This window comes from Burkholderia cenocepacia (genome assembly GCF_900446215.1).
Lineage (GTDB): Bacteria > Pseudomonadota > Gammaproteobacteria > Burkholderiales > Burkholderiaceae > Burkholderia > Burkholderia cenocepacia.
This window is the reverse complement of sequence record NZ_UAQZ01000016.1, coordinates 340,255-358,544: the sequence shown is the minus strand read 5'-3', so window position 1 is coordinate 358,544 and position 18,290 is coordinate 340,255. Positions and strand designations below refer to the sequence as shown.

The 18,290-nt window shown below is 68.9% G+C and carries 21 protein-coding genes; 11 read left to right on the top strand and 10 right to left on the bottom strand.

All coding sequences use genetic code 11. The annotated features are described in order from the left end of the window. Position 1: 1 nt before the first annotated feature. Together DTA15_RS33850 and DTA15_RS33845 are read right to left on the bottom strand one after the other, a co-directional pair. Positions 2-214: a twin transmembrane helix small protein gene (locus DTA15_RS33850; RefSeq protein WP_006489184.1), complete on the bottom strand. Its 213-nt coding sequence runs from the start codon at positions 212-214 to the stop codon at positions 2-4. Further along, entirely contained in the window at positions 211-561 is a 351-nt protein-coding gene (locus DTA15_RS33845) for a hypothetical protein (protein ID WP_006489163.1), read from the bottom strand. Before DTA15_RS33845 ends, DTA15_RS33850 begins: the two co-directional genes overlap by 4 nt. A 242-nt stretch (positions 562-803) precedes the next feature. Between DTA15_RS33845 and DTA15_RS33840 the strand changes: the two genes are divergently transcribed. After that, the gene (locus DTA15_RS33840) at positions 804-1,562 is read left to right on the top strand and encodes a YoaK family protein (protein ID WP_006489179.1); all 759 of its coding nucleotides are present in this window, start codon (positions 804-806) and stop codon (positions 1,560-1,562) included. Positions 1,563-1,651: 89 nt separating this feature from the next. Beyond that, a complete protein-coding gene (locus DTA15_RS33835) occupies positions 1,652-1,837 on the top strand; it encodes a ribbon-helix-helix protein (protein WP_006489181.1) in 186 nt (61 codons plus the stop codon). 60 nt (positions 1,838-1,897) lie between these two features. Here the strand turns inward: DTA15_RS33835 and DTA15_RS33830 are convergent, their stop codons facing one another. Next, the gene (locus tag DTA15_RS33830; protein WP_006489174.1) at positions 1,898-2,734 is read right to left on the bottom strand and encodes a spermine/spermidine synthase domain-containing protein; all 837 of its coding nucleotides are present in this window, start codon (positions 2,732-2,734) and stop codon (positions 1,898-1,900) included. Positions 2,735-2,801: 67 nt separating this feature from the next. After that, complete coding sequence (locus DTA15_RS33825; RefSeq protein ID WP_006498247.1) at positions 2,802-3,155, bottom strand: zinc ribbon domain-containing protein YjdM; 354 nt, start codon at positions 3,153-3,155, stop codon at positions 2,802-2,804. A 351-nt stretch (positions 3,156-3,506) separates the two neighbouring features. Here DTA15_RS33825 and DTA15_RS33820 point away from each other — a divergent pair, with 351 nt between their 5' ends. Both DTA15_RS33820 and DTA15_RS33815 read left to right on the top strand, forming a co-directional pair. After that, complete coding sequence (locus DTA15_RS33820; protein WP_227739741.1) at positions 3,507-3,770, top strand: HPr family phosphocarrier protein; 264 nt, start codon at positions 3,507-3,509, stop codon at positions 3,768-3,770. A gap of 65 nt (positions 3,771-3,835) precedes the next feature. Continuing rightward, the gene (locus DTA15_RS33815; protein ID WP_006489160.1) at positions 3,836-4,057 is read left to right on the top strand and encodes a hypothetical protein; all 222 of its coding nucleotides are present in this window, start codon (positions 3,836-3,838) and stop codon (positions 4,055-4,057) included. 19 nt (positions 4,058-4,076) lie between these two features. On the opposite strand, the gene DTA15_RS33810 is transcribed toward DTA15_RS33815, so the two are convergent. The 3 genes from DTA15_RS33810 to DTA15_RS33800 form a co-directional block, all read right to left on the bottom strand. After that, the gene (locus DTA15_RS33810) at positions 4,077-5,204 is read right to left on the bottom strand and encodes a porin (RefSeq protein WP_034178482.1); all 1,128 of its coding nucleotides are present in this window, start codon (positions 5,202-5,204) and stop codon (positions 4,077-4,079) included. 175 nt (positions 5,205-5,379) lie between these two features. Next, complete coding sequence (locus DTA15_RS33805) at positions 5,380-6,261, bottom strand: endo alpha-1,4 polygalactosaminidase (RefSeq protein ID WP_006489177.1); 882 nt, start codon at positions 6,259-6,261, stop codon at positions 5,380-5,382. Between the two features lie 125 nt (positions 6,262-6,386). Beyond that, positions 6,387-8,522, bottom strand: a complete 2,136-nt coding sequence (locus tag DTA15_RS33800) for a glycoside hydrolase family 36 protein (protein ID WP_012493744.1) — start codon at positions 8,520-8,522, stop codon at positions 6,387-6,389. Positions 8,523-8,885: 363 nt separating this feature from the next. Between DTA15_RS33800 and DTA15_RS33795 the strand changes: the two genes are divergently transcribed. From DTA15_RS33795 to DTA15_RS33770, 6 genes are read left to right on the top strand one after another with little or no spacing between them, the layout of a single operon-like run. After that, a complete protein-coding gene (locus tag DTA15_RS33795) occupies positions 8,886-9,788 on the top strand; it encodes a DMT family transporter (protein ID WP_012493745.1) in 903 nt (300 codons plus the stop codon). Further along, positions 9,785-11,080 (top strand): D-tagatose-bisphosphate aldolase, class II, non-catalytic subunit, encoded by a 1,296-nt coding sequence (locus DTA15_RS33790; protein ID WP_012493746.1) that lies wholly within the window; start codon positions 9,785-9,787, stop codon positions 11,078-11,080. Before DTA15_RS33795 ends, DTA15_RS33790 begins: the two co-directional genes overlap by 4 nt. A 22-nt stretch (positions 11,081-11,102) precedes the next feature. After that, the gene (locus DTA15_RS33785; protein WP_006483265.1) at positions 11,103-12,284 is read left to right on the top strand and encodes an SIS domain-containing protein; all 1,182 of its coding nucleotides are present in this window, start codon (positions 11,103-11,105) and stop codon (positions 12,282-12,284) included. Next, a complete protein-coding gene (locus DTA15_RS33780; RefSeq protein WP_012493747.1) occupies positions 12,281-13,255 on the top strand; it encodes an N-acetylglucosamine kinase in 975 nt (324 codons plus the stop codon). The genes DTA15_RS33785 and DTA15_RS33780 overlap by 4 nt, the downstream gene beginning before the upstream one ends. A gap of 34 nt (positions 13,256-13,289) precedes the next feature. Further along, complete coding sequence (locus DTA15_RS33775; RefSeq protein ID WP_012493748.1) at positions 13,290-14,102, top strand: DeoR/GlpR family DNA-binding transcription regulator; 813 nt, start codon at positions 13,290-13,292, stop codon at positions 14,100-14,102. Positions 14,103-14,134: 32 nt separating this feature from the next. Next, positions 14,135-14,674, top strand: a complete 540-nt coding sequence (locus DTA15_RS33770; protein ID WP_006490675.1) for a GNAT family N-acetyltransferase — start codon at positions 14,135-14,137, stop codon at positions 14,672-14,674. Between the two features lie 22 nt (positions 14,675-14,696). Here DTA15_RS33770 and DTA15_RS33765 read toward each other — a convergent pair whose 3' ends face one another. Together DTA15_RS33765 and DTA15_RS33760 are read right to left on the bottom strand one after the other, a co-directional pair. Further along, positions 14,697-14,918: a hypothetical protein gene (locus tag DTA15_RS33765; protein WP_006490674.1), complete on the bottom strand. Its 222-nt coding sequence runs from the start codon at positions 14,916-14,918 to the stop codon at positions 14,697-14,699. 23 nt (positions 14,919-14,941) lie between these two features. Further along, the gene (locus DTA15_RS33760; protein ID WP_006498255.1) at positions 14,942-15,274 is read right to left on the bottom strand and encodes a hypothetical protein; all 333 of its coding nucleotides are present in this window, start codon (positions 15,272-15,274) and stop codon (positions 14,942-14,944) included. 588 nt (positions 15,275-15,862) lie between these two features. Between DTA15_RS33760 and DTA15_RS33755 the strand changes: the two genes are divergently transcribed. After that, complete coding sequence (locus tag DTA15_RS33755; RefSeq protein ID WP_006490672.1) at positions 15,863-16,573, top strand: response regulator; 711 nt, start codon at positions 15,863-15,865, stop codon at positions 16,571-16,573. A 67-nt stretch (positions 16,574-16,640) separates the two neighbouring features. On the opposite strand, the gene DTA15_RS33750 is transcribed toward DTA15_RS33755, so the two are convergent. Then, the gene (locus tag DTA15_RS33750; RefSeq protein WP_021033532.1) at positions 16,641-18,290 is read right to left on the bottom strand and encodes an efflux transporter outer membrane subunit; all 1,650 of its coding nucleotides are present in this window, start codon (positions 18,288-18,290) and stop codon (positions 16,641-16,643) included.

The window sequence follows — 18,290 nt, the reverse complement described above, 5'->3', positions numbered from 1 at the left end:
GTCAGCGCCCGATCGGCAACCCGGTCGGTTCGATCCAGCCGAGCTTGTACGCGATCAGCAGCGACAGGAACAGCGTGACCGACAACCCGACGCGCGCGGCGAGCGACCACGCCATCCGCTTGGACTTGCCGCGATCGTGATTCATGAAGTACAGCGCGAAGATCAAACTCGCGATGATCATCGCGAATGCCACAGAAACCAGCAGGGTTTTCATTGCCGTTGCCTTTGAAGATCCGAATCGGCCTGAATCAGTTCGGCCAGTTTTTGCCGCTCGTCGGCGACGCCGCCGACGCCCGACGCCGGCCAGTCCAGCGCGACGCCGTTGCCCAGCGAATCGCGCACGAGCGCCTGATAGCGCCGGTCGTTGATCGTGCCGTGCTCCATCGTGTCCGAGATCTCGCGCCGGAACGGCAGCGGGAAACTCGCGTACGCGCGCGACAGCGCCGCATATTGTCTCGCATCGATCTCTTTCGACGATGGTATGACAGTCCAGATCACCACGGCGACGATGGCCGTGAACGGGATCGCCGTGTAGCGCAGGATGAACTTGATCGGGGTCATGAAGCGGTGGGCAGAAGGGAATCGCAAGCGCGCGCCGCGCAGCGGCGAAACAGCCAGCCGGCGGCGCCTTCCATCATTGTACTGAAAGCACCATCCGGCCAACAGAGTATGATAATGACATTATCATGTTCATCACATGATTCGACAGCCCCGGTATCCGGTGCAAGCGGCGTGCCCGTCACGACGTCCGGCACCGGTTTCGGCCTGTGACCGCGAATCCGCGACGATCGAGCGACACCCTTATGCCAGCGCAGTACTTTCGAAACCTGACGGGAAAACACCGCAGCGCGACCGCGAACCGCCAGCTCGGGTTTTCGCTCGCGTTCGTCGCCGGCGCGGCCAATGCCGGCGGCTTTCTCGCGGTCAAGCAGTACACGTCGCACATGAGCGGCATCGTGTCGGCGATCGCCGACCAGACGGCGCTCGGCGACGTGCGGCTCGCGCTCGCCGGCATCAGCTCGCTGGGGTCGTTCCTGATCGGCGCCGCGTGCTCGGCGGTCCTCGTCAACTGGGGGCGCCGCCGCGGGCTGCACAGCCAGTTCATGCTGCCGCTGCTGGTCGAAGCCGCGCTGCTGTTGCTGTTCGGGCTGCTCGGCAGCCATCTGGCCCTGTGGGAAACCTTCTTCGTGCCGGTGACCGTGACGCTGCTGTGCTTCATCATGGGGCTGCAGAACGCGACGATCACGAAACTGTCGGGCGCGGAGATCCGCACGACGCACATGACGGGCATCGTGACCGACCTCGGCATCGAGCTCGGCAAGCTGTTCTACTGGAACCGGTCGGCCATCGACGTCGACGCGCACGCGGTGATCGCCAACCGTTCGAAACTGCGGATTCACGCGACGATGCTCTCGTCGTTCTTCGTCGGCGGCCTGGCCGGCGCGATCGGCTTCAAGCGCGTGGGCTACGTGTCGACCGTGCCGCTCGCCGCGGTGCTCGTCACGCTCGCCATCGTGCCGGTGATCGACGACCTGCTCGCGCTGCTGCGCAGCAAACGCTGATCGTGCGCGACAGGCGGCGCTCGCGCGCGGTAACGCCGAAAGCGGATCGATTATAATTTGATTAACATATCGACCACCCTCGCCCCGTCATGGAAACGAAAACCGCCCGCCTGACCGTCCTGATCGATCCCGCGAAGAAGGAAGCCTTCGAGATGCTCTGCGCGGAGCAGGATCTTACGCCGTCGCAAGTCGTACGGCAGTTGATCCGCGAATATCTGGACCGGCACGGCGTCACGTACAAGACCCGGAGCGCGATCGGCAAGCGCGTGAAGTAAGCGCGGCCGCACCGGCCGCGCGCGGCGCCGGCCTCGCCGGCCCGGTACCGCCCGGTACCGTTACGCGCCGATCTCCCAACGTTCGTGCGACTGCGCGCGCCAGACCAGCCGCCGCGGATCGATGCCCTCGCCGTGCTTCATGCGCCTCGCGGTGGCAGCCAGCTTCAGTTCGCCGGCCTGCGGGCACGCGAGCGCCCGCTCCAGCAGGATACGCAACGACGGCAGCCGGCTGCCGTCCTTCCATGCGAATGCGACGAAGTTGTTGTCGTCGCCGCACGGCAGCAGCGCATACGACGAACCGAATACCGACCGCAGTTGCTCGAGGTGCTGCGGCAACGCCGGATCGTCGTCCATGAAGTTGATCGCGAGCACGCCGGATGCGCTCAGGCGCGCGCGGCACGCGTCGAGGAACGTGCGGCCGGCACAGCGGCCGCGCATACCGTCGGCGACGAACGCATCGTGCAGGATCACGTCGGTCCGGACGTCCGCCCGCTCCAGATGATCCGCGCCGTCCGCGCATACCACGCTGAACCGCGCATCATCGGCAGGAATCCTGAACACGTCGCGCAGCGCGATCACGTCCGGATTGATCTCGACCGCATCGATCGTCGTGCCGGGCAGGTGACGGTAGCAGTACTTCGCGAGCGAACCGCCGCCGAGCCCGAGCATGCAGATGTGTGCAGGCTCGGGCTGCAGCAGCAGGAAACCCATCATCACGCGCGTATAACCCAGCTCCAGCCGCATCGGATCGCGCAGCGACATGAAGCTCTGCGTGCCGAAATGATCGAAGTGCAGCGACACCGCATGCTGCGTCCGCAGCACGAAAGGCCGGCCGTCGTTCAGCGGCGTCGCCAGGAACCTGACGAACGCGTCATAGGAAGTTCGATCCTCGGCCATGTGCGGGTAGTCGGATGAAAACGCGGCGGATGAAAACGCGAAGGCAACGGTCGCCTGAACCGCGTGCTCAGACCTTCTTCAGGTAGCACGCCTTCAGCATGAAGCCGCCCATGTCGGTCTTGCAGTCGACTTCGTGATCGCCGCCGACGAGCCGGATGCTCTTGACCTTGGTGCCCATCTTCAGCGTGATCGACGAGCCCTTCACACGCAGATCCTTGATCAGCACGACCGAATCGCCGTCCGACAGCACGTTGCCGTTCGCGTCCTTGACGACGTCGCCCGCCGGTTCGTCACCGGCCTCGGCGCCGGCGTCGGCCGACCATTCGTGGCCGCAGTCCGCGCAGACGGTCAGCGCACCATCCGGGTAAGTGTTTTCCATTGCACATTGCGGGCAGGCGGGGGCATTCATTGCGGCTTCCATTCGGGGAGGAGTTCGATGATGCCGGGCGAGCAGGTTGCGCGCCCGGATGCGGGCGACACGCCCGCCGGCAACGCCGCGGGCCGGCATCGGCGCACACCGCATTATAATGCAATTCACATGATCTGGCCGATGCATTATAATCACGCACTTCCCGACAATCCGCGCACTTGAATGCGCCTTCGCAGCGGATGTCGGCATGTTCGCGCCGGATGGCGCGCGCACTCCGCCCGGCCGGCACCCGCGACCCTGCGGGAGAAATCGTGAATACCGGCCGCCCGATGTCCGCAACACGTGCGCAACCGTGCATGTCGCGCACCGCCCCGCCCACCTGTCCGGAGGCTTTCCAGCATCGTGGCAATCGTTGTGTACGTTCAAATCGGCCCCGCATGGAACCGCAATCGCGGCCGCGCCGCGCGCGACGCGACCGTCGCCGCGGCACGCCGTTTCGACAGCGACATCCAGCTGATCGCGAACGGGCACAGCAGCAACGCAAAAGACGGCGGCGCAATCGCGTCGCTGCAGGTTCACGGCGGCACGTCGGCCCAGGTGCTCGCCACCGGCCCCGACGAGGAGGCCGCGCTGCAGGCGCTGCTGCCGTTGCTGCAGGCAAGCTGACGCTTGCGCCGCCGATCCCGCGGCCATGCGCCGTCCACCCCGACACCCCATTTCCCGAGGAAGCGATGAACGACAATCTCACGTCCAACACCCCCAACCTGTCGGCCTCCGCGATCTGGGCGCTCGAACGGCTCGCCGATGTTCGCTACGGCCGCGACGCGCCGGCGCTCGGCTGGTCGATCGCGCGGGAACTCGTCAGCGCCGGGTTCGTCAGCCATCCCGCGCACGGCCGCTCCGGCGCATCGATCACGGCCGAAGGACGCTCCTTCCTGAAAAGCCGCAAATAACGCGCGCCGGCAACCGGGCTCAGAACCGGTGCCGGATGCCGACGATCGCGAGCAACTGCGAATTCGTGCCGGCATCGACGTTGTACGACCCGATCACGGCCTGGGCCGGCCCGGTTCCGTTGAAGCCGTTCGCGTGCTGGTAGCCGACCGTCGTATAGAGATCGGTGCGCTTGCTCAGCAGATAGTCGACGCCGGCATTGACCTGGTGATAGCGCGCGGACGAATCGCCGCCCGACCACGTGAAGTTGTAGCCGACGATCGTCAGCAGCGACGGCAGCGCCTGCCATTGCGCGAATGCCGAACCGTTCCGGTAGCGCTGCGCGTGCACGAACGTCGACGACGCGTCGGGCCGGTATTCGCTGAAGCTGAACGCCGCGCCGACGGTCACGTTGCCGATCGCATACTGCACCCCGGCGCGCGCGACTTCGATCGACCGCGCCGACGCATACGCGCGGTTCACCGCGCTGTTGAAGAACGAATCGGCCGACGATGCGCCGCGCGTCGAACGGAGCGCGTTGCCGTTGTCGACGTGCAGGTAGCCGGCCGCCGCGCTCAGCGGACCGTCCGCATAGCCGAATGCGCCGGCATACGCGAGCCCCGACCCCGATGCGCCGGCCACGCCGCCGGGCGACACCATCGCCGCAACCGTCACGCCGTGCCACGCCGCGCTCGTCCATTTGACCGCGTTGCTGAACGTCACGCTGCTGTCGTAGTTGTCGACGTCGCCGGGCGGCGCGAAGAGCCCGCTGAACGCGTCGGCCGTGATCGGCTGCACGAGATCCGTCACCGGATCGTTCTGCCGGCCGAGCGTCAGCGTGCCCCACGTCGCGGACGCGACGCCGACGAACGCTTTCGAGCCGAACAGCCGGCCGCCGTCGAGCTGGCCGGTCCCGACGTCGAAATTGTTCTCGAGCGTGAAGATCGCGTTCATGTCGCCGCCGAGCGCCTCGCTGCCGGTCAATCCCCATTCGTTCGCCGACAACGCGCCCGACGACATCGATACGCGCGACTTCCCGGCTTCCGCGTGGTTCAGATACGCGACACCCGTATCGATCGTGCCGTACAGCGTGACCGAACCCTCCGCGCGCGCGGCGACGGAAAGCGCGGCCGCCACGGCAGCGCCTGCAATCAGCATGCAATTTTTCATCGTATTGTTGGATAAGTAGTGCGAATCGATTTGAACGGACGTCGATGCGGCATCGGCCATGCATCGCGCGCCGGATCGCGGCATCCGATGCGCGCGACGCGCACGCCCGGGCACGGAGCGTGCGCGCGCGGACACCGGTCACACAGGTTCGCCCGTCACGACGGGCGCGGTTCGATCAGGCGCCGTCGCAGCTGAACCGGTAGCTGTCGTCGAGCTTTTTCGCCAGCACGAGCGTGCGCATGTTGAGCGCGCGCGCCGCATTGCACAGCGTGCGTTGCCCGCTCGGCGTCCGGTATTTGCCCGCATACTCGGCGTTCAGCACCGGCTTGTTCTTCGACGTGAACACCGTGTAGCCGTCGCACTCCTTCTGCTCGTTGCACTCCTCGTTCACCGCGAAGTCGAACGACGGTTCGAGCGCCACGAGCTGATCGACGTCGTTCTTCAGCCCGACCGCCAGATTGCGCTTGTGCGCCTCGTTCGCGATGAACACGTTGAACGCGTACTGATCGGTGTCCTGCAACGGGAAACCGGTGTCGTTCGCATAGCCGTCGACGTTGTCCGGCTCGACGCCGTCGCATCCCTTCGCCACCGCGCGGTCGAGGCGGGCCGTCATGATGTCGCGCACGTTGCCCGAACGGATGTCGAGCCAGCGCTCGCCCTCCCAGTCGTCGAGCTTGTTGCCCTGGTCGGATGCCTTGAACTTCGAGAAATCGGGCCGCCAGTTCTCCGAACTGCCCGCGGAGAAATAACAGACGACCTTGCGCCCCGCCTGCTTGAGCGCCGCGATCGTCGCCGCGTCGGTATCGAACAGGTCGATGTCGTAGATGGCCACGTTGTACGACGTATTGAGCTTGCCCTTGAGCTGCCATTGCCACGTATCGCCCACCGCCGGCGTCCAGTGCGACGCGGCGCGCGCGGGCGCCGCCACGGCCGGCGGCGACGCGGCAAAGGCCTTGGCCGACAACGGATCGGACGACCCGTCGCCGCAGGCCTGCAGGATCGAGGCGCACAGCGCGAGCGCCGCGACACCGGAAAGGTTGCGTGCAATTTTTTTCATCGAAGCATCTCCAGTGGAGGGATCGGAATGACGAATGGAACTGCGCGGTGCGGAACTGCCGGTTGCCCGGTGATGCGCGACGTCACGTGGCCCGGGCGGTGGTACGCGGTGTTGCGGGGTGACGCTCACGCGTCGAGCGGCTCGGCGCGCAGCAGCGCCGCATGCTCGAAGCGCAATGCGATCGCGTCGTGCCCCGGCGCGATGCGGCCGACCTCGCGATTGCCGTTCGCGTAATCGACGATCCGGTATGACCGGCCGGGCTGCAGGCCGCGCAGCGCGACCGGGCCGCTCCAGCGCTCGGCGTAGAACGCGTAATGCAGCACGCCGTCCTTTTCCACGACGTGAGCCTCGGGCTTGTCGAACGCGATGTCGTACAGCTCGCCGCGATAGCGGCCCTCGGCGAGCCGGTGCGCGTTGTAGACCTCGACCCAGTGCCGCCATGCCTGCTCGTGCTCGGGCGTCAGCAGGAACGAGTCCTTCGGTTTCGGATCGACGGGCCACGTGAACTTCGTCGAGATCACCGCGCCGACGCCCACCGCCGACGCGAAATCGCGGCCGCCGTCGCTCAGTTCGACGTGATCGCCCGCGTACGCGGACGATGCGCCCATCAGCGCCTTCAGCGTCTTGCCCTTGTGGCGCACCTGCCAGCTCGACAGCGGATCGGACGCCGGCGCCTGGTCGATGTAGCGCATGTTGTGGAACGCGTACGCGGTGCCGCACGGGCACACTTCGACGACCGCATCCGGCTTGATCGCATGCGCGGCGTCATGGAACACGCGGTAGAAATCGGCGAGGTGCTCGACCGAATCCTCCGGCCGCGCATGCCGGTGCGCGGGGTTGTAGCACGGCGCGACGCCGTTCAGGTGCTGGCCGTCGATCTTCACGCCGTCGAAGCCCCACTCGCCGATCACCTTCTTCATCAGTGCGGCGATGTGCGCCTGCGTCTTCTCGTAGGCCGGGCACAGATAGAAGCTGTTCCACCAGGTGATCGCCTGCGGTGCGCCGTCCGCGTCGAGCAGCAGCATGTCGGTGTGGTCGTGCAGTTCGTCGCTGCCCGGCGCGACCGCGAGCGGCGCGATCCACAGCCGCGCCTTCTGGCCGCGCGCATGGATGTCGTCGACGAGCGCCTTCATGTCCGCGTCGCCGGCCGGGAATTTCGCGCGGTCGGGCACCCAGTCGCCGGTGCGCCGCTGCCAGCCGTCGTCGAGCACCGCCCACTTGAAGCCGAGTTCCTGCACCTTCGGCAGCGTCGCGCGCACGTAGTCGAGGCTGAACTGACGCTCGTAGCCCCACGCGCACCAGATCGGCTCGTACGCGCTCGCCGGCGGCCGCGGCGCATGGAAACCCTGCGCGCCCATCATCTGCCGGTACGTATCGAGCGCGACGAAATAGTCGCCGTCGTGCAGCATCACGAAGGCGGTCGGCGTATCGAGCGTCGCGCCCGGCGCGAGCGTGACCGTCTGCTCGCCGCGCAGGCCGAGCGAGACTTCGTCGCGCACCGCCTTCACCGGCAGCGATACGAGGCGCGGCACGATGTCGAGGTGACCGAGCGCGATGCCCTGGCCGCGCCGCCACACGTCGACGACCGGCGTGCCGCCGCCATAGTCCGACGCGTTCATGCCCATGAAATTGCGCTGATCGAAGCCGGCCTTGACCGGCTGCACCCAGTCGCGCCGGTCCGCGTGGCTCGCGCCCGAATAGGTCCAGTAGCCGCCCGCGCCGGCCGCGGCCGGCAGCAGCCGGTGCGCGGCGACGTTCCATGCGCGGACGTCGGTCGGCTGCGTGCCGACGTTGCGGAACTGCGTGTCGAGCAGCGCGACGCCCGGCCGCGCGTCGAGCAACGTGATGCGCACCGTCTTCTCGAAGCCGTGCGCCGACCGGCCCACCAGCCGCAGTTGCCGCCCCGCGCCGAAGGCGGTGGAGACGTCCGCATGCGCGGCGTCGACGAGCGCGAAGCGATCGATCGTGCGCACCGGCCGCGTGTCGGGCGCGGGGCCGTCCGAGGTCGGCGCCGGCGCCGGGCCGATCAGTTGCTCGAGCGTCTCGCTCGCATCGAAGCGGGTCAGCGCACGCGTGCCGCCGCCGCGACGCACGGCCAGCCGGCTGCGCATCGCCGGATCGAACTCGATCACGAGCCGGTCGTCACGCAGCGCGACGCGCGACGGCTCGCCGCCGCGGGCATCGCGCACGCCGACGCCGACCAGAATCGGGCTCGCCGCGCCGGCGGCCAGCCACTGCACGAACGCGCGCCGGGTGGTCATGGACGCACCTCGCGACGCAACGGCACGCAGCGCGCCGCCCTGCTGGCACGCCGGGCAGGCAGTGGAAATCGAAAGGAAAAGCAAGCGTTCATACGGAATTCCTCGTGAAGAAGGGCCGTGCGCCGACGCATCCGTCTCGCGCAGATCGGCAATCTAGTCGATCTTTCGATTTCTTTCGTTTGTGGTTTACACTAATAACGAAAGGAAACGAAAGATCATAGATTGGCCGCTCCCGACGGACGTTTCTGCCGATCCCTGCTGGAACGTCGTCGGGCTCGCCCGCCGAACGCCTCCGATTTGGCCTTGCACGGCATCAAACGAAAGCATTCGACGGATCAGAACCCACTTCGAAAGACGCGACCGATGCAAAACAACTGGCTCGTTCACGCGCTCGTCACGACCCTGCTCTGGGGCGTGTGGGGCGCATTCACCGGCTTGCCCGCCGAACACGGCTTCCCCGACACGCTGATCTACGTGGTCTGGGCGTTCACGATGATTCCGCCAGCGCTGGTCGCGCTCGGCCGCGCCGGCTGGCGTGTGCGGCGCGATGGCCGTTCGCTGGCGCTCGGGCTCGCGATCGGGCTGCTCGGCGCGGGCGGGCAAATGCTGCTGTTCCGCGCGGTCGAATCGGGGCCGCCGTATCTCGTGTTCCCGATCGTGTCGCTGTCGCCGGCGCTGACGATCGCGCTGTCGTTCCTGCTGCTGCGCGAACGCACCGGCAAGCTCGGCGTGGCCGGCATCGTGCTCGCGCTGTGCTCGCTGCCGCTGTTCGACTTCCAGTCGGGCCAGGGCCCCGCGCGGTTCGGGCTGTGGTTCGCGCTCGCGCTGCTGGTGCTCGTCGCATGGGGGCTGCAGGCGTATTTCATCAAGATCGCGAACGCGACGATGGACGCGGAATCGATCTTCTTCTACATGGCGCTGACGGGCCTGCTGTGCGTGCCGTTCGCGCTGTGGATGACCGACTTCGGCCGCACGATCAACTACGGGATCGGCGGCCCGGGCCTCGCTGCCGTGATCCAGGTGCTGAATGCGATCGGCGCGCTGACGCTCGTCTATGCGTTCCGCTTCGGCAAGGCGATCGTCGTGTCGCCGCTCGTCAACGCGGGCGCGCCGCTGCTGACGTCGGTGATCTCGATGATCGTCACCGGTGCGACGCCGACCGGCAGCAAGCTCACGGGCATCGCGCTGGCGCTGCTGGCCGCGCTGCTGCTCGCGCTGCAGCCGGAAGGCGCCGCGGCAACCCACACGGCGGGGGAATCGGCATGAACCCGCTGCTCGATCTCGTCCGCCGTCACAAGCAGTCGTCGCGTCACGCGCCGGCCGGCACACCCGCGATCGGCATCCCGTCCGTGTGCTCCGCGCATCCGGTCGCGATCGCCGCCGCGCTGCGCGAATGCGCGGCGCGCGAACGCCCCGCGCTGATCGAGGCGACCTGCAACCAGGTCAACCAGGACGGCGGCTATACGGGCATGACGCCGCACGACTTCCGTCGCCACGTATTCGACATCGCCGCGCGCGAACGCGTGAGCCCCGATGCGATCCTGCTCGGCGGCGACCATCTCGGCCCGAACGCATGGCGCCGGCTGCCGGCCGCGCACGCGATGGACAAGGCCGAGACGATGGTCGCGCAGTACGTGGCGGCCGGCTTCCGCAAGCTGCATCTCGACTGCTCGATGTCGTGCGCGGACGATCCGCAGCCGTTGCCCGAAGCCGAGATCGCCGCGCGGGCGGTGCGCCTGTGCCGCGCCGCCGAGGCCGCGTGGGCGGCCGGTGCGCCGCGCGGCGACGCGCCCGTCTATGTGATCGGCACCGAGGTGCCGGTGCCCGGCGGTGCGCACGAGACGCTCGACGCGGTCGCGGTCACCACGCCCGAAGCGGCCGGCTCGACGCTCGCGCTGCACCGCGACGCGTTCGCGCGCGCCGGCCTCGACGATGCGTGGTCGCGCGTGATCGCGATGGTCGTACAGCCGGGCGTCGAGTTCGATCATCACAAGGTGATCGACTACGACGCCGGCAACGCGCGTGAACTGAGCGCATTCATCGAAACGGAACCCGCGCTCGTGTTCGAAGCGCATTCGACCGATTACCAGACGCCCGACAACCTCGCGCAACTCGTGCGCGACCACTTCGCGATCCTGAAGGTCGGCCCCGGCGTGACCTTCGCGATGCGCGAAACGCTGTGGTCGCTCGCCGCGATCGAGCGCGAATGGCTCGGCGGCGACGACGGGTTCATCGCGACCGTGCTCGGCGTGATGCGCAACGAACCGGCGCACTGGCGCGATTACTACCCGGCCGGCGCGCAACTCGAACTCGATCTCGCGTACAGCCTGAGCGACCGCATCCGCTACTACTGGGCCCATCCCGTCGTGCAACGCGCGTGCGCCGACCTGCTCGCGCGCCTCGATGCGTCGCCGCCGCCGCTCACGCTCGTCAGCCAGCATCTGCCGCGCCAGTACGAGGCCGTCCGCGAAGGACGGCTCGCGTTGCGCGCCGGCGCCCTGTTGCAAGACGGCACGGCCGCGGCCGTCCGTCCGTATCTCCACGCGTGTGCCGCGTGACCGACTCTCCTCAGATCTGCTCATGGAATTTTTCGACCTCGATCCCGCCGACCTCAGCCGCCGCCACGCCGCCCACACGGCACGCGAAATCGCCCAGCAACCCGACGTCTGGCCCGACGTGCATGCCGTCGTCGACGCGCAGCGCGCGGCGCTCGACGCGTTTCTCGCGCCGCTGCTCGCCGATCCCCGCCTGCGCATCGTCCTGACCGGCGCGGGCAGCTCGGCCTTCATCGGCCAGTGCCTCGCGCCCGCGCTGCGGCACCGCTTCGGCGGCCGCGTCGAAGCGGTGGCCACCACCGACATCGTCGCGAACCCCGGCGACACGCTGCAGCCGGGCGTGCCGACGCTGCTGGTGTCGTTCGCGCGCTCCGGCAACAGCCCCGAAAGCGTCGCGGCCGTCGAACTGGCGGATCGCCTCGTCGACGGCTGCCGCCACCTCGCGTTCACGTGCGCGGCCGACGGCATGCTGAACCGCCGCCTCGGCACGCATCCGCGCGCGCACGTCGTGCTGTTGCCCGAGGCCACGCACGACCAGGCGTTCGCGATGACGTCCAGTTTCAGCGGCATGCTGCTCGGCGCGGCCTGGGCGTTCGGCGTGGCCGGCATGCCGGTCGGGCCGCTGGCCGACGCCGCGCGCACGCTGCTGCGCGACCACGCGTCGCGGCTCGCCGCGCACGTGCGGCAGTTGCCCGAGCGCGTCGTGTATCTGGGCAGCGGCACGCTGCTCGGGCTCGCGCGCGAAGCCGCGCTGAAACTGCTGGAACTGACCGACGGGCTGATCGTCGCGATGGCCGAATCGCCGCTCGGCTTCCGGCACGGCCCGAAAACGTTCCTCGACGAACGCACGCTCGTCGTCGTGCTGCTGTCCGGCGATCCGCATACGCGCCGCTACGACCTCGACCTGCTGCGCGAACTACGGCGCGAAAACCGCGCGGCCGGCATACTGTCGGTCGGCGTCGCGCCGGCCGACGACGCGGGCGACACCGGCACGCCGTCACCGTCCGGCGACGACCTGACGGTGCCGCTGCCGCCCGGCCTGCCCGATCTCGCGCTCGCGCCCGTCGCGCTGGTGCTCGCGCAGTGTTTCGCGCTGCTCGCGTCGCTGCGCCTAGGGCTCACGCCCGACAACCCGAGCGCATCCGGCACCGTCAACCGCGTCGTGGCCGGCGTCACCATTCATCCGTACGCGGGGCAGCCCACATGACTCCACTCTTTCTCGGCATCGACGGCGGCGGCACGAAAACCGCGTTCATGGTGATCGACCGTCAAGGCCGCGTGCGGGCGCGCCACGAAACGACCACCAGCTACTACCTCGAGATCGGCATGGACGCGCTGCGCACGCTGCTCGCCGACGGCGTGCATGCGGTGCTGGCCGCGGCGAACGTCGCGCGCGACGACGTCGCGTACGCATTCGCCGGCCTGCCCGCGTACGGCGAGGACAGCCGCCTGCTGCCCGAGCTCGACGGCCTGCTCGCGCCGCTGTTCGCGCGCGAGCGCTACCGGATCGGCAACGACATGGTGTGCAGCTGGGCCGGCACGCTGGCCGGCGGCGACGGCATCAGCATCGTCGCCGGCACCGGATCGATCGCGTACGGGCAACGCGAAGGCCGCGCCGCACGCTGCGGCGGCTGGGGCGAGGTCTTCGGCGACGAAGGCTCGGCCTACTGGCTCGCGCGCGAAGGGCTCGCCGCGTTTTCGCGGATGGCGGACGGCCGCGCCGCGCGCGGGCCGCTGTTCGACATCGTGCGCGCGCACTTCGCGCTGCAACACGATCTCGACCTGTGCGCGGCCGTGAATGCGGGCGCGGTGCGCAGCCGCTTCGCGCAGCTGTCGCGGCTCGTGATCGATGCGGCGCACGCGGGCGACCCCGCAGCGCACGCGCTGATCGACCGCGCGACCGACGAGCTCGCGCAACTCGCGGCAGGCGTCGCGCGCACCCTCGGCTGGCCGCCCGGCGAACCGCTGCCGGTGTCGTATTCCGGCGGCGTGTTCAACGCCGGCGCGCGCGTGCTCGAGCCGCTGCGCGACGCGCTCGCGCGCCGCGTGCCGGATGCGGTGCTCACCGCGCCGCGGCTCGGGCCCCACGTCGGCGCGGCGGTCCACGCGGCCCGGCTGGCGGGCATGCCGCTCGACGCGCCGGCCTTGCATGCGCTCCAGCCCGGCCAGGGGTTTTGATATCATTTCGGCTCCCTGTCTTGCCGAAATGGACATGCCCGCTCACCGAGTGCCTCCGTCGCCTGCCGTCGATCACGCGCCGCTGCTTGTCGAAGAACGTCGCCGCCTGATCTGCGAGCTGGTGCGCGAGCGGGAGAAGGTCACCGTCGAGGAACTGGCCGAGCGGTTCGGCATCTCGCTCGTCACGGTGCGCAGCGACCTGAACGCGCTCGCGGCGGCCGGCGCGGTGCTGCGCACCCACGGCGGCGCGCTGGTGCTGCGCGAAAGCGACGAGGTGCCGATCGCGGTCAAGCAGAAGCTCCGTCACGCGGAGAAGGTGCGGATCGCGGCGGCCGCCGCCGCGCTGATCGGCGACGGCGAAACGATCCTGCTCGACTCCGGCAGCACGACCGAGGAAATCGCGAAGCAGATCCTCGCGATGAAGCTGCAATCGCTGAACGTGATCACCAATGCGCTGAACGTGGCCGTGCTGCTCGCGGCCGCGCCGCACATCAACCTGATCATGCCGGGCGGGCAGCTTCGGCCGAACTCGTATTCGCTGTCGGGGCCGCAGGCCGTCGTCGCGCTGCAGGGGCTGTACGCGGACCGGCTGTTCCTCGGCGTCGACAGCCTCGATCCCGAGATCGGCCTGATGACGCCGCACCTGCTCGAAGCGCAACTGAACGCGCAGATGCTGAAGATCTCGCGCCAGGTGATCGCGGTCGCCGATTCGTCGAAGCTGATGAAGCGCAATCTCTCGGTAATCGCGAGCGTCGAGCAGCTCGACATGCTGATCACCGATACGGGCGCCGACGCAGCCGTGGTCGACGACCTGCGCCAGCGCGGCATCGACGTGCTGACGGTCTAGCCGCCCGACTTTCCCCTCTTTCCGGACACCCGATGCCACCCGTCTCGTCCCCGCCCGTTCTCGATACGCCGCGCCTGGTGCTCGAAGGCCATCCGCTCGGCGACTTCGACGCACTCGCCGCCATGTGGGCGGAACCCGGCGTCGTCGCGCACATCTTCAACGGCGAGCCGTCCGCGCCGCGCGACTCGTGGATGCGCATGCTCGCGTATCGCGGGCTGTGGCCGCTGCTCGGCTATGGCTACTGGGCGATTCGCGAAAAGGCGTCGGGCCGCTATGTCGGCGATCTCGGCTTCGCGGATTTCCACCGGAACATCGAACCGCCGATCCGCGGCGTGCCGGAAGCCGGCTGGGCGCTGGCGACGTGGGCGCAGGGCCGCGGCTATGCGACCGAGGCGCTCGCGGCCGCGCTCGCATGGCTCGACGCGCAGCAGCGGTTCGAGCGCAGCGTGTGCCTGATCGCGCCGACCAATGTCGCATCGATCCGGGTCGCGGAGAAAGCCGGTTACGGCGAGCCGCGGCCTATCCGGTTCAACGACGCCGATTCGTTGATGTTTTCGCGCAAGAGTCGATAAGCGCGGCGAGCCGGCGGCCGCGTCAGTCGGCTGCCGGTTCGTAGCAACGCACGAAGAGGCCGTCTTCCATCGGCCAGCAGTTGCCGCCTTCATCGCGCACGATCCAGTCGCCCGGCTGCACCGGCCGCCAGCCTTCCGGCGTCGCGACCGCCCACTTCCCGTCACGGCGCTCTACCCGTTCATGATCGCCGTCGGCGAACCACCGTGTCGCATCGACGTGACTGGTGCGTTTTCTGAATCTCATCCCGTCACCTGCAGAAACGAATTTCAATGTCGCGTGGCCGCGGCGCCGGCGTCGAGCGATCGCTGCCGCACCCTCAGCGCGTGGGTGGCCAACCGGGTCGCGTGCAACGCCGTCCAGCCCTCCGCAATGAGCGCCTCCAGCGTGTCGCGCGCGATGGTGGAAATCCGGACATCGATTTCCTGCATGCGCATCAACGCCGACACGACCTCGGCCGGTTGATCGGGTGCAAGCGCAAGCACGAACGCCGACCGCATCTCGGCCGCGCGGACGGCTTCGTTCCAGTCGGCGCGCGCGACCGCGGCTTCGATCGCCTGCGTGAGTGCCTCGAGACGCTGGACGACTTGCAACGGCGTCATTTCATTTCCCCGTCAATCGTTCGTACCATCCGCTTGCCCGCCCGTCAGGCGCCGGCGCGGCGTCGCGCCGACCCGCGCGCATCCGGTTCCGCACGCGAGCGACATGGCTCGACGTGTCGTCGAAACCGGCAGTCGATACGATCGGAAAACGATGCCATCGCAGTGCGCGATGCGCGCGAGTCGGCTGCGCAGATTGTAGGGAGCGGCGCCCGCCCACGTCGGTAATATTTTGTAATGATATGTCGACTAACCTTGCCTGGCCTGGGTTTGACCGGTGCGAGCGCGGTTCGCGACCGCGGCCTGGCGCAAACGTTTTCGTCTGAAGGATGCGTGGCCGCGCAACGTCGCGAGCGCCGCGCCGGCCCTCGCCCCGAACCGTTTCTGCCCTGCGCGCGACCCCGCCTCGCGCTTCCCGTACCTGCCGCCCGGCGGCGGCGATTGGCCCATAGCTAAGCTCACCGAACGATTCAGATTTCGCCACATTCCACCGGAATGTTGCGCAGTATCATCCACGTCGCTTCGGCTACGACGCGTTCGGACTGGGCCTGACCGCTCGCCACCTTCCCGTTTTGCCCCCTTCGTTTAGCGATGCCCATCCGAATCCTGCTCGTCGAAGACGACGCCCCGCTGTCCGCGCTGATCGCCGACTATCTGCGCCAGCATCATTACCAGGTGGACACGCTGTTCGACGGCGCCGGCGCAGTGCCGGCAATCGTCGCGAACCGCCCCGACCTCGTGCTGCTCGACGTCAACCTGCCGGGCAAGGACGGCTTCGAGATCTGCCGCGAGGCGCGCATGCAGTACGACGGCATCGTGATCATGGTGACCGGCCGCGACGAACCGTTCGACGAATTGCTCGGCCTGGAACTCGGCGCGGACGACTTTCTCCGCAAGCCGGTCGAGCCGCGGCTGCTGCTCGCGCGGATCAAGGCGCAGTTGCGGCGCACGCGCGTGCCGGCGGGCGAGCCCGCGCCGGATTCGCCGCAGCGATACGTGTTCGGCAAATTCTCGATCGACCGGGCCGATCGTCGCGTGCATCTTCCCGACGGCAGCATGCCGCGCCTGACGTCGACCGAATTCGACCTGCTGTGGGCGCTCGTGTGCCGCGCGGGCGAGGTGGTCAGCCGCGAAGACCTGACGCTGCTGCTGCGCGGCATCGCGTTCGACGGCCTCGACCGGTCGATCGACGGTCGCATCTCGAAGCTGCGCCGCAAGCTGCGCGACGATGCGGCCGAACCGAAACGGATCAAGACGATCCGCTCCAAGGGCTATCAGTTCAGCAAGCACGCGTGGGATTGACGCCGCGTGCGGGCCGGCGAGCGGCGTGGCGCGAGCGGGGCCCGCGATGTCCGGCGTGCGTTCGCGGCTATTGCGCGCGGGCCGTACCGGCATCCGGATTCGCATTCGCGCCCGGCTCCGCCTGCCATCCGCCGCCGAGCGCCTTGTACAGCGCGACGAGATCGGTCGTCGTCTGCAACGCGCCCTGCTGCGCCTGCTGCCGCCCCTCCGACCATTGCCGCTCGGCGTCCAGCACGTCGAGGAACGGCGACAAGCCTTTCCGGTAGCGATCGCGCGCGAGGTCCAGCGCGCCCTGTTCGGCCTTCACCGCATCGTCGAGCGCGGCCGCGCGCGCCTGGTCGGTGCGGTACACGGCCAGTGCATTGTCGACGTCGCGCAGCGCGACGAGCACCGCCTGCCGGTAGGCGAGCGCCGCTTCCGCCTGGCGCGCCTGCGACAGCCGCAGATTCGACACGAGCTGCCCGCCGGAGAAGATCGGCAGCGAGATGGCCGGCCCGAACGAATAGAACAGGTGCGACCAGTGCGCGAGCTCGCGCACGTGCGACGCACGCAACCCGACTTGCCCGGTCAACGAGATGTCCGGATAGAACTGCGCGACCGCGACGCCGACGTCGGCGGTGGCCGCATGCAGTTCGGCTTCCGCGCGGCGGATGTCGGGACGCCGGCGCGCGAGCGTCGACGGCAGGCCGACGGGCACGGCCGGCGGCACGTCCGGCAGCGCGCGCGGGGCGGCAAGCCAGTCGTCGAGCGCGCCCGGCGCGCCGCCGACCAGATACGCGAGACCGTTGCGCAACAACACGATCTGCTGGTCGAACTGCGGCAGTTGCGCGCGGATCTGCGCGAGCCGCGCGTCGGCGCTGCGCACGTCGAGATCGCTCGCGAGACCGTGCGCGGCCTGTTCGCGCGTCAGGTCGAGCAGTTCGCGCTGCGCGCGTTGCAGGTCGTCGGCCAGCGCGCGCTGGGCTTGCGCGCCGCGCAGTTGCAGATAGGTCTGCGCGACCTCCGCCTCGAGCGACAGCAGCGCGTCGTCGCGGCTTGCGATCGCCGCGCTCGTCTGCGCGCCGGCCGCTTCGACCGAGCGGCGCACGCGCCCGAACAGGTCCAGCTCCCACGACGCGTCGAAGCCGGCCTGCCACAGGTTGACCGGCGCCTCGAGCGCATCGATCGCGCTACGCGCGCCCTGCTGCACGCGCGCGCCGGTGCCCGGCCCGAACCGGTCGAGCGGCGAGCCCGGCGCGCCGAGACGATCGACGCGCTGGTCGATGCCCTGTTCCTCGACGATGCCTTTCAGGCCGAGCTGTTCGCGCTGATAGCTGGCGGTCGCCCGCACGTCCGGCAAACCTTGCGCGGCGGCCGCGCGAACCTGCGCGCGTGCCTGCGCGATGCGCAGCACGGCCGCCTGCACGTCGAGGTTGTCGTGCGCCGCGCGCTCGACGAGCCGGTCGAGCAGCGGATCGCCGAACGCGCGCCACCAGCGCGGATCGGGATCGGCGTCGACCGTCGGCGACGACCGTGCGGCCGCGTCCGATGCGGGAGACGCCGCCTGTCCGTCCGCCCGCATCGCATGCCAGGTGTCCGGCACGTCCGCGTGCGGCGGCTGGTAGTCGGGCCCGACGGTGCAGCTTGCGACCACCGCGCATCCGGTGAAGATCGTCGCCGCGCGGCGCACGAGGCTGCGAATCACGCGGCGATTGCGATTGTCCCGACGTGCGTTCAT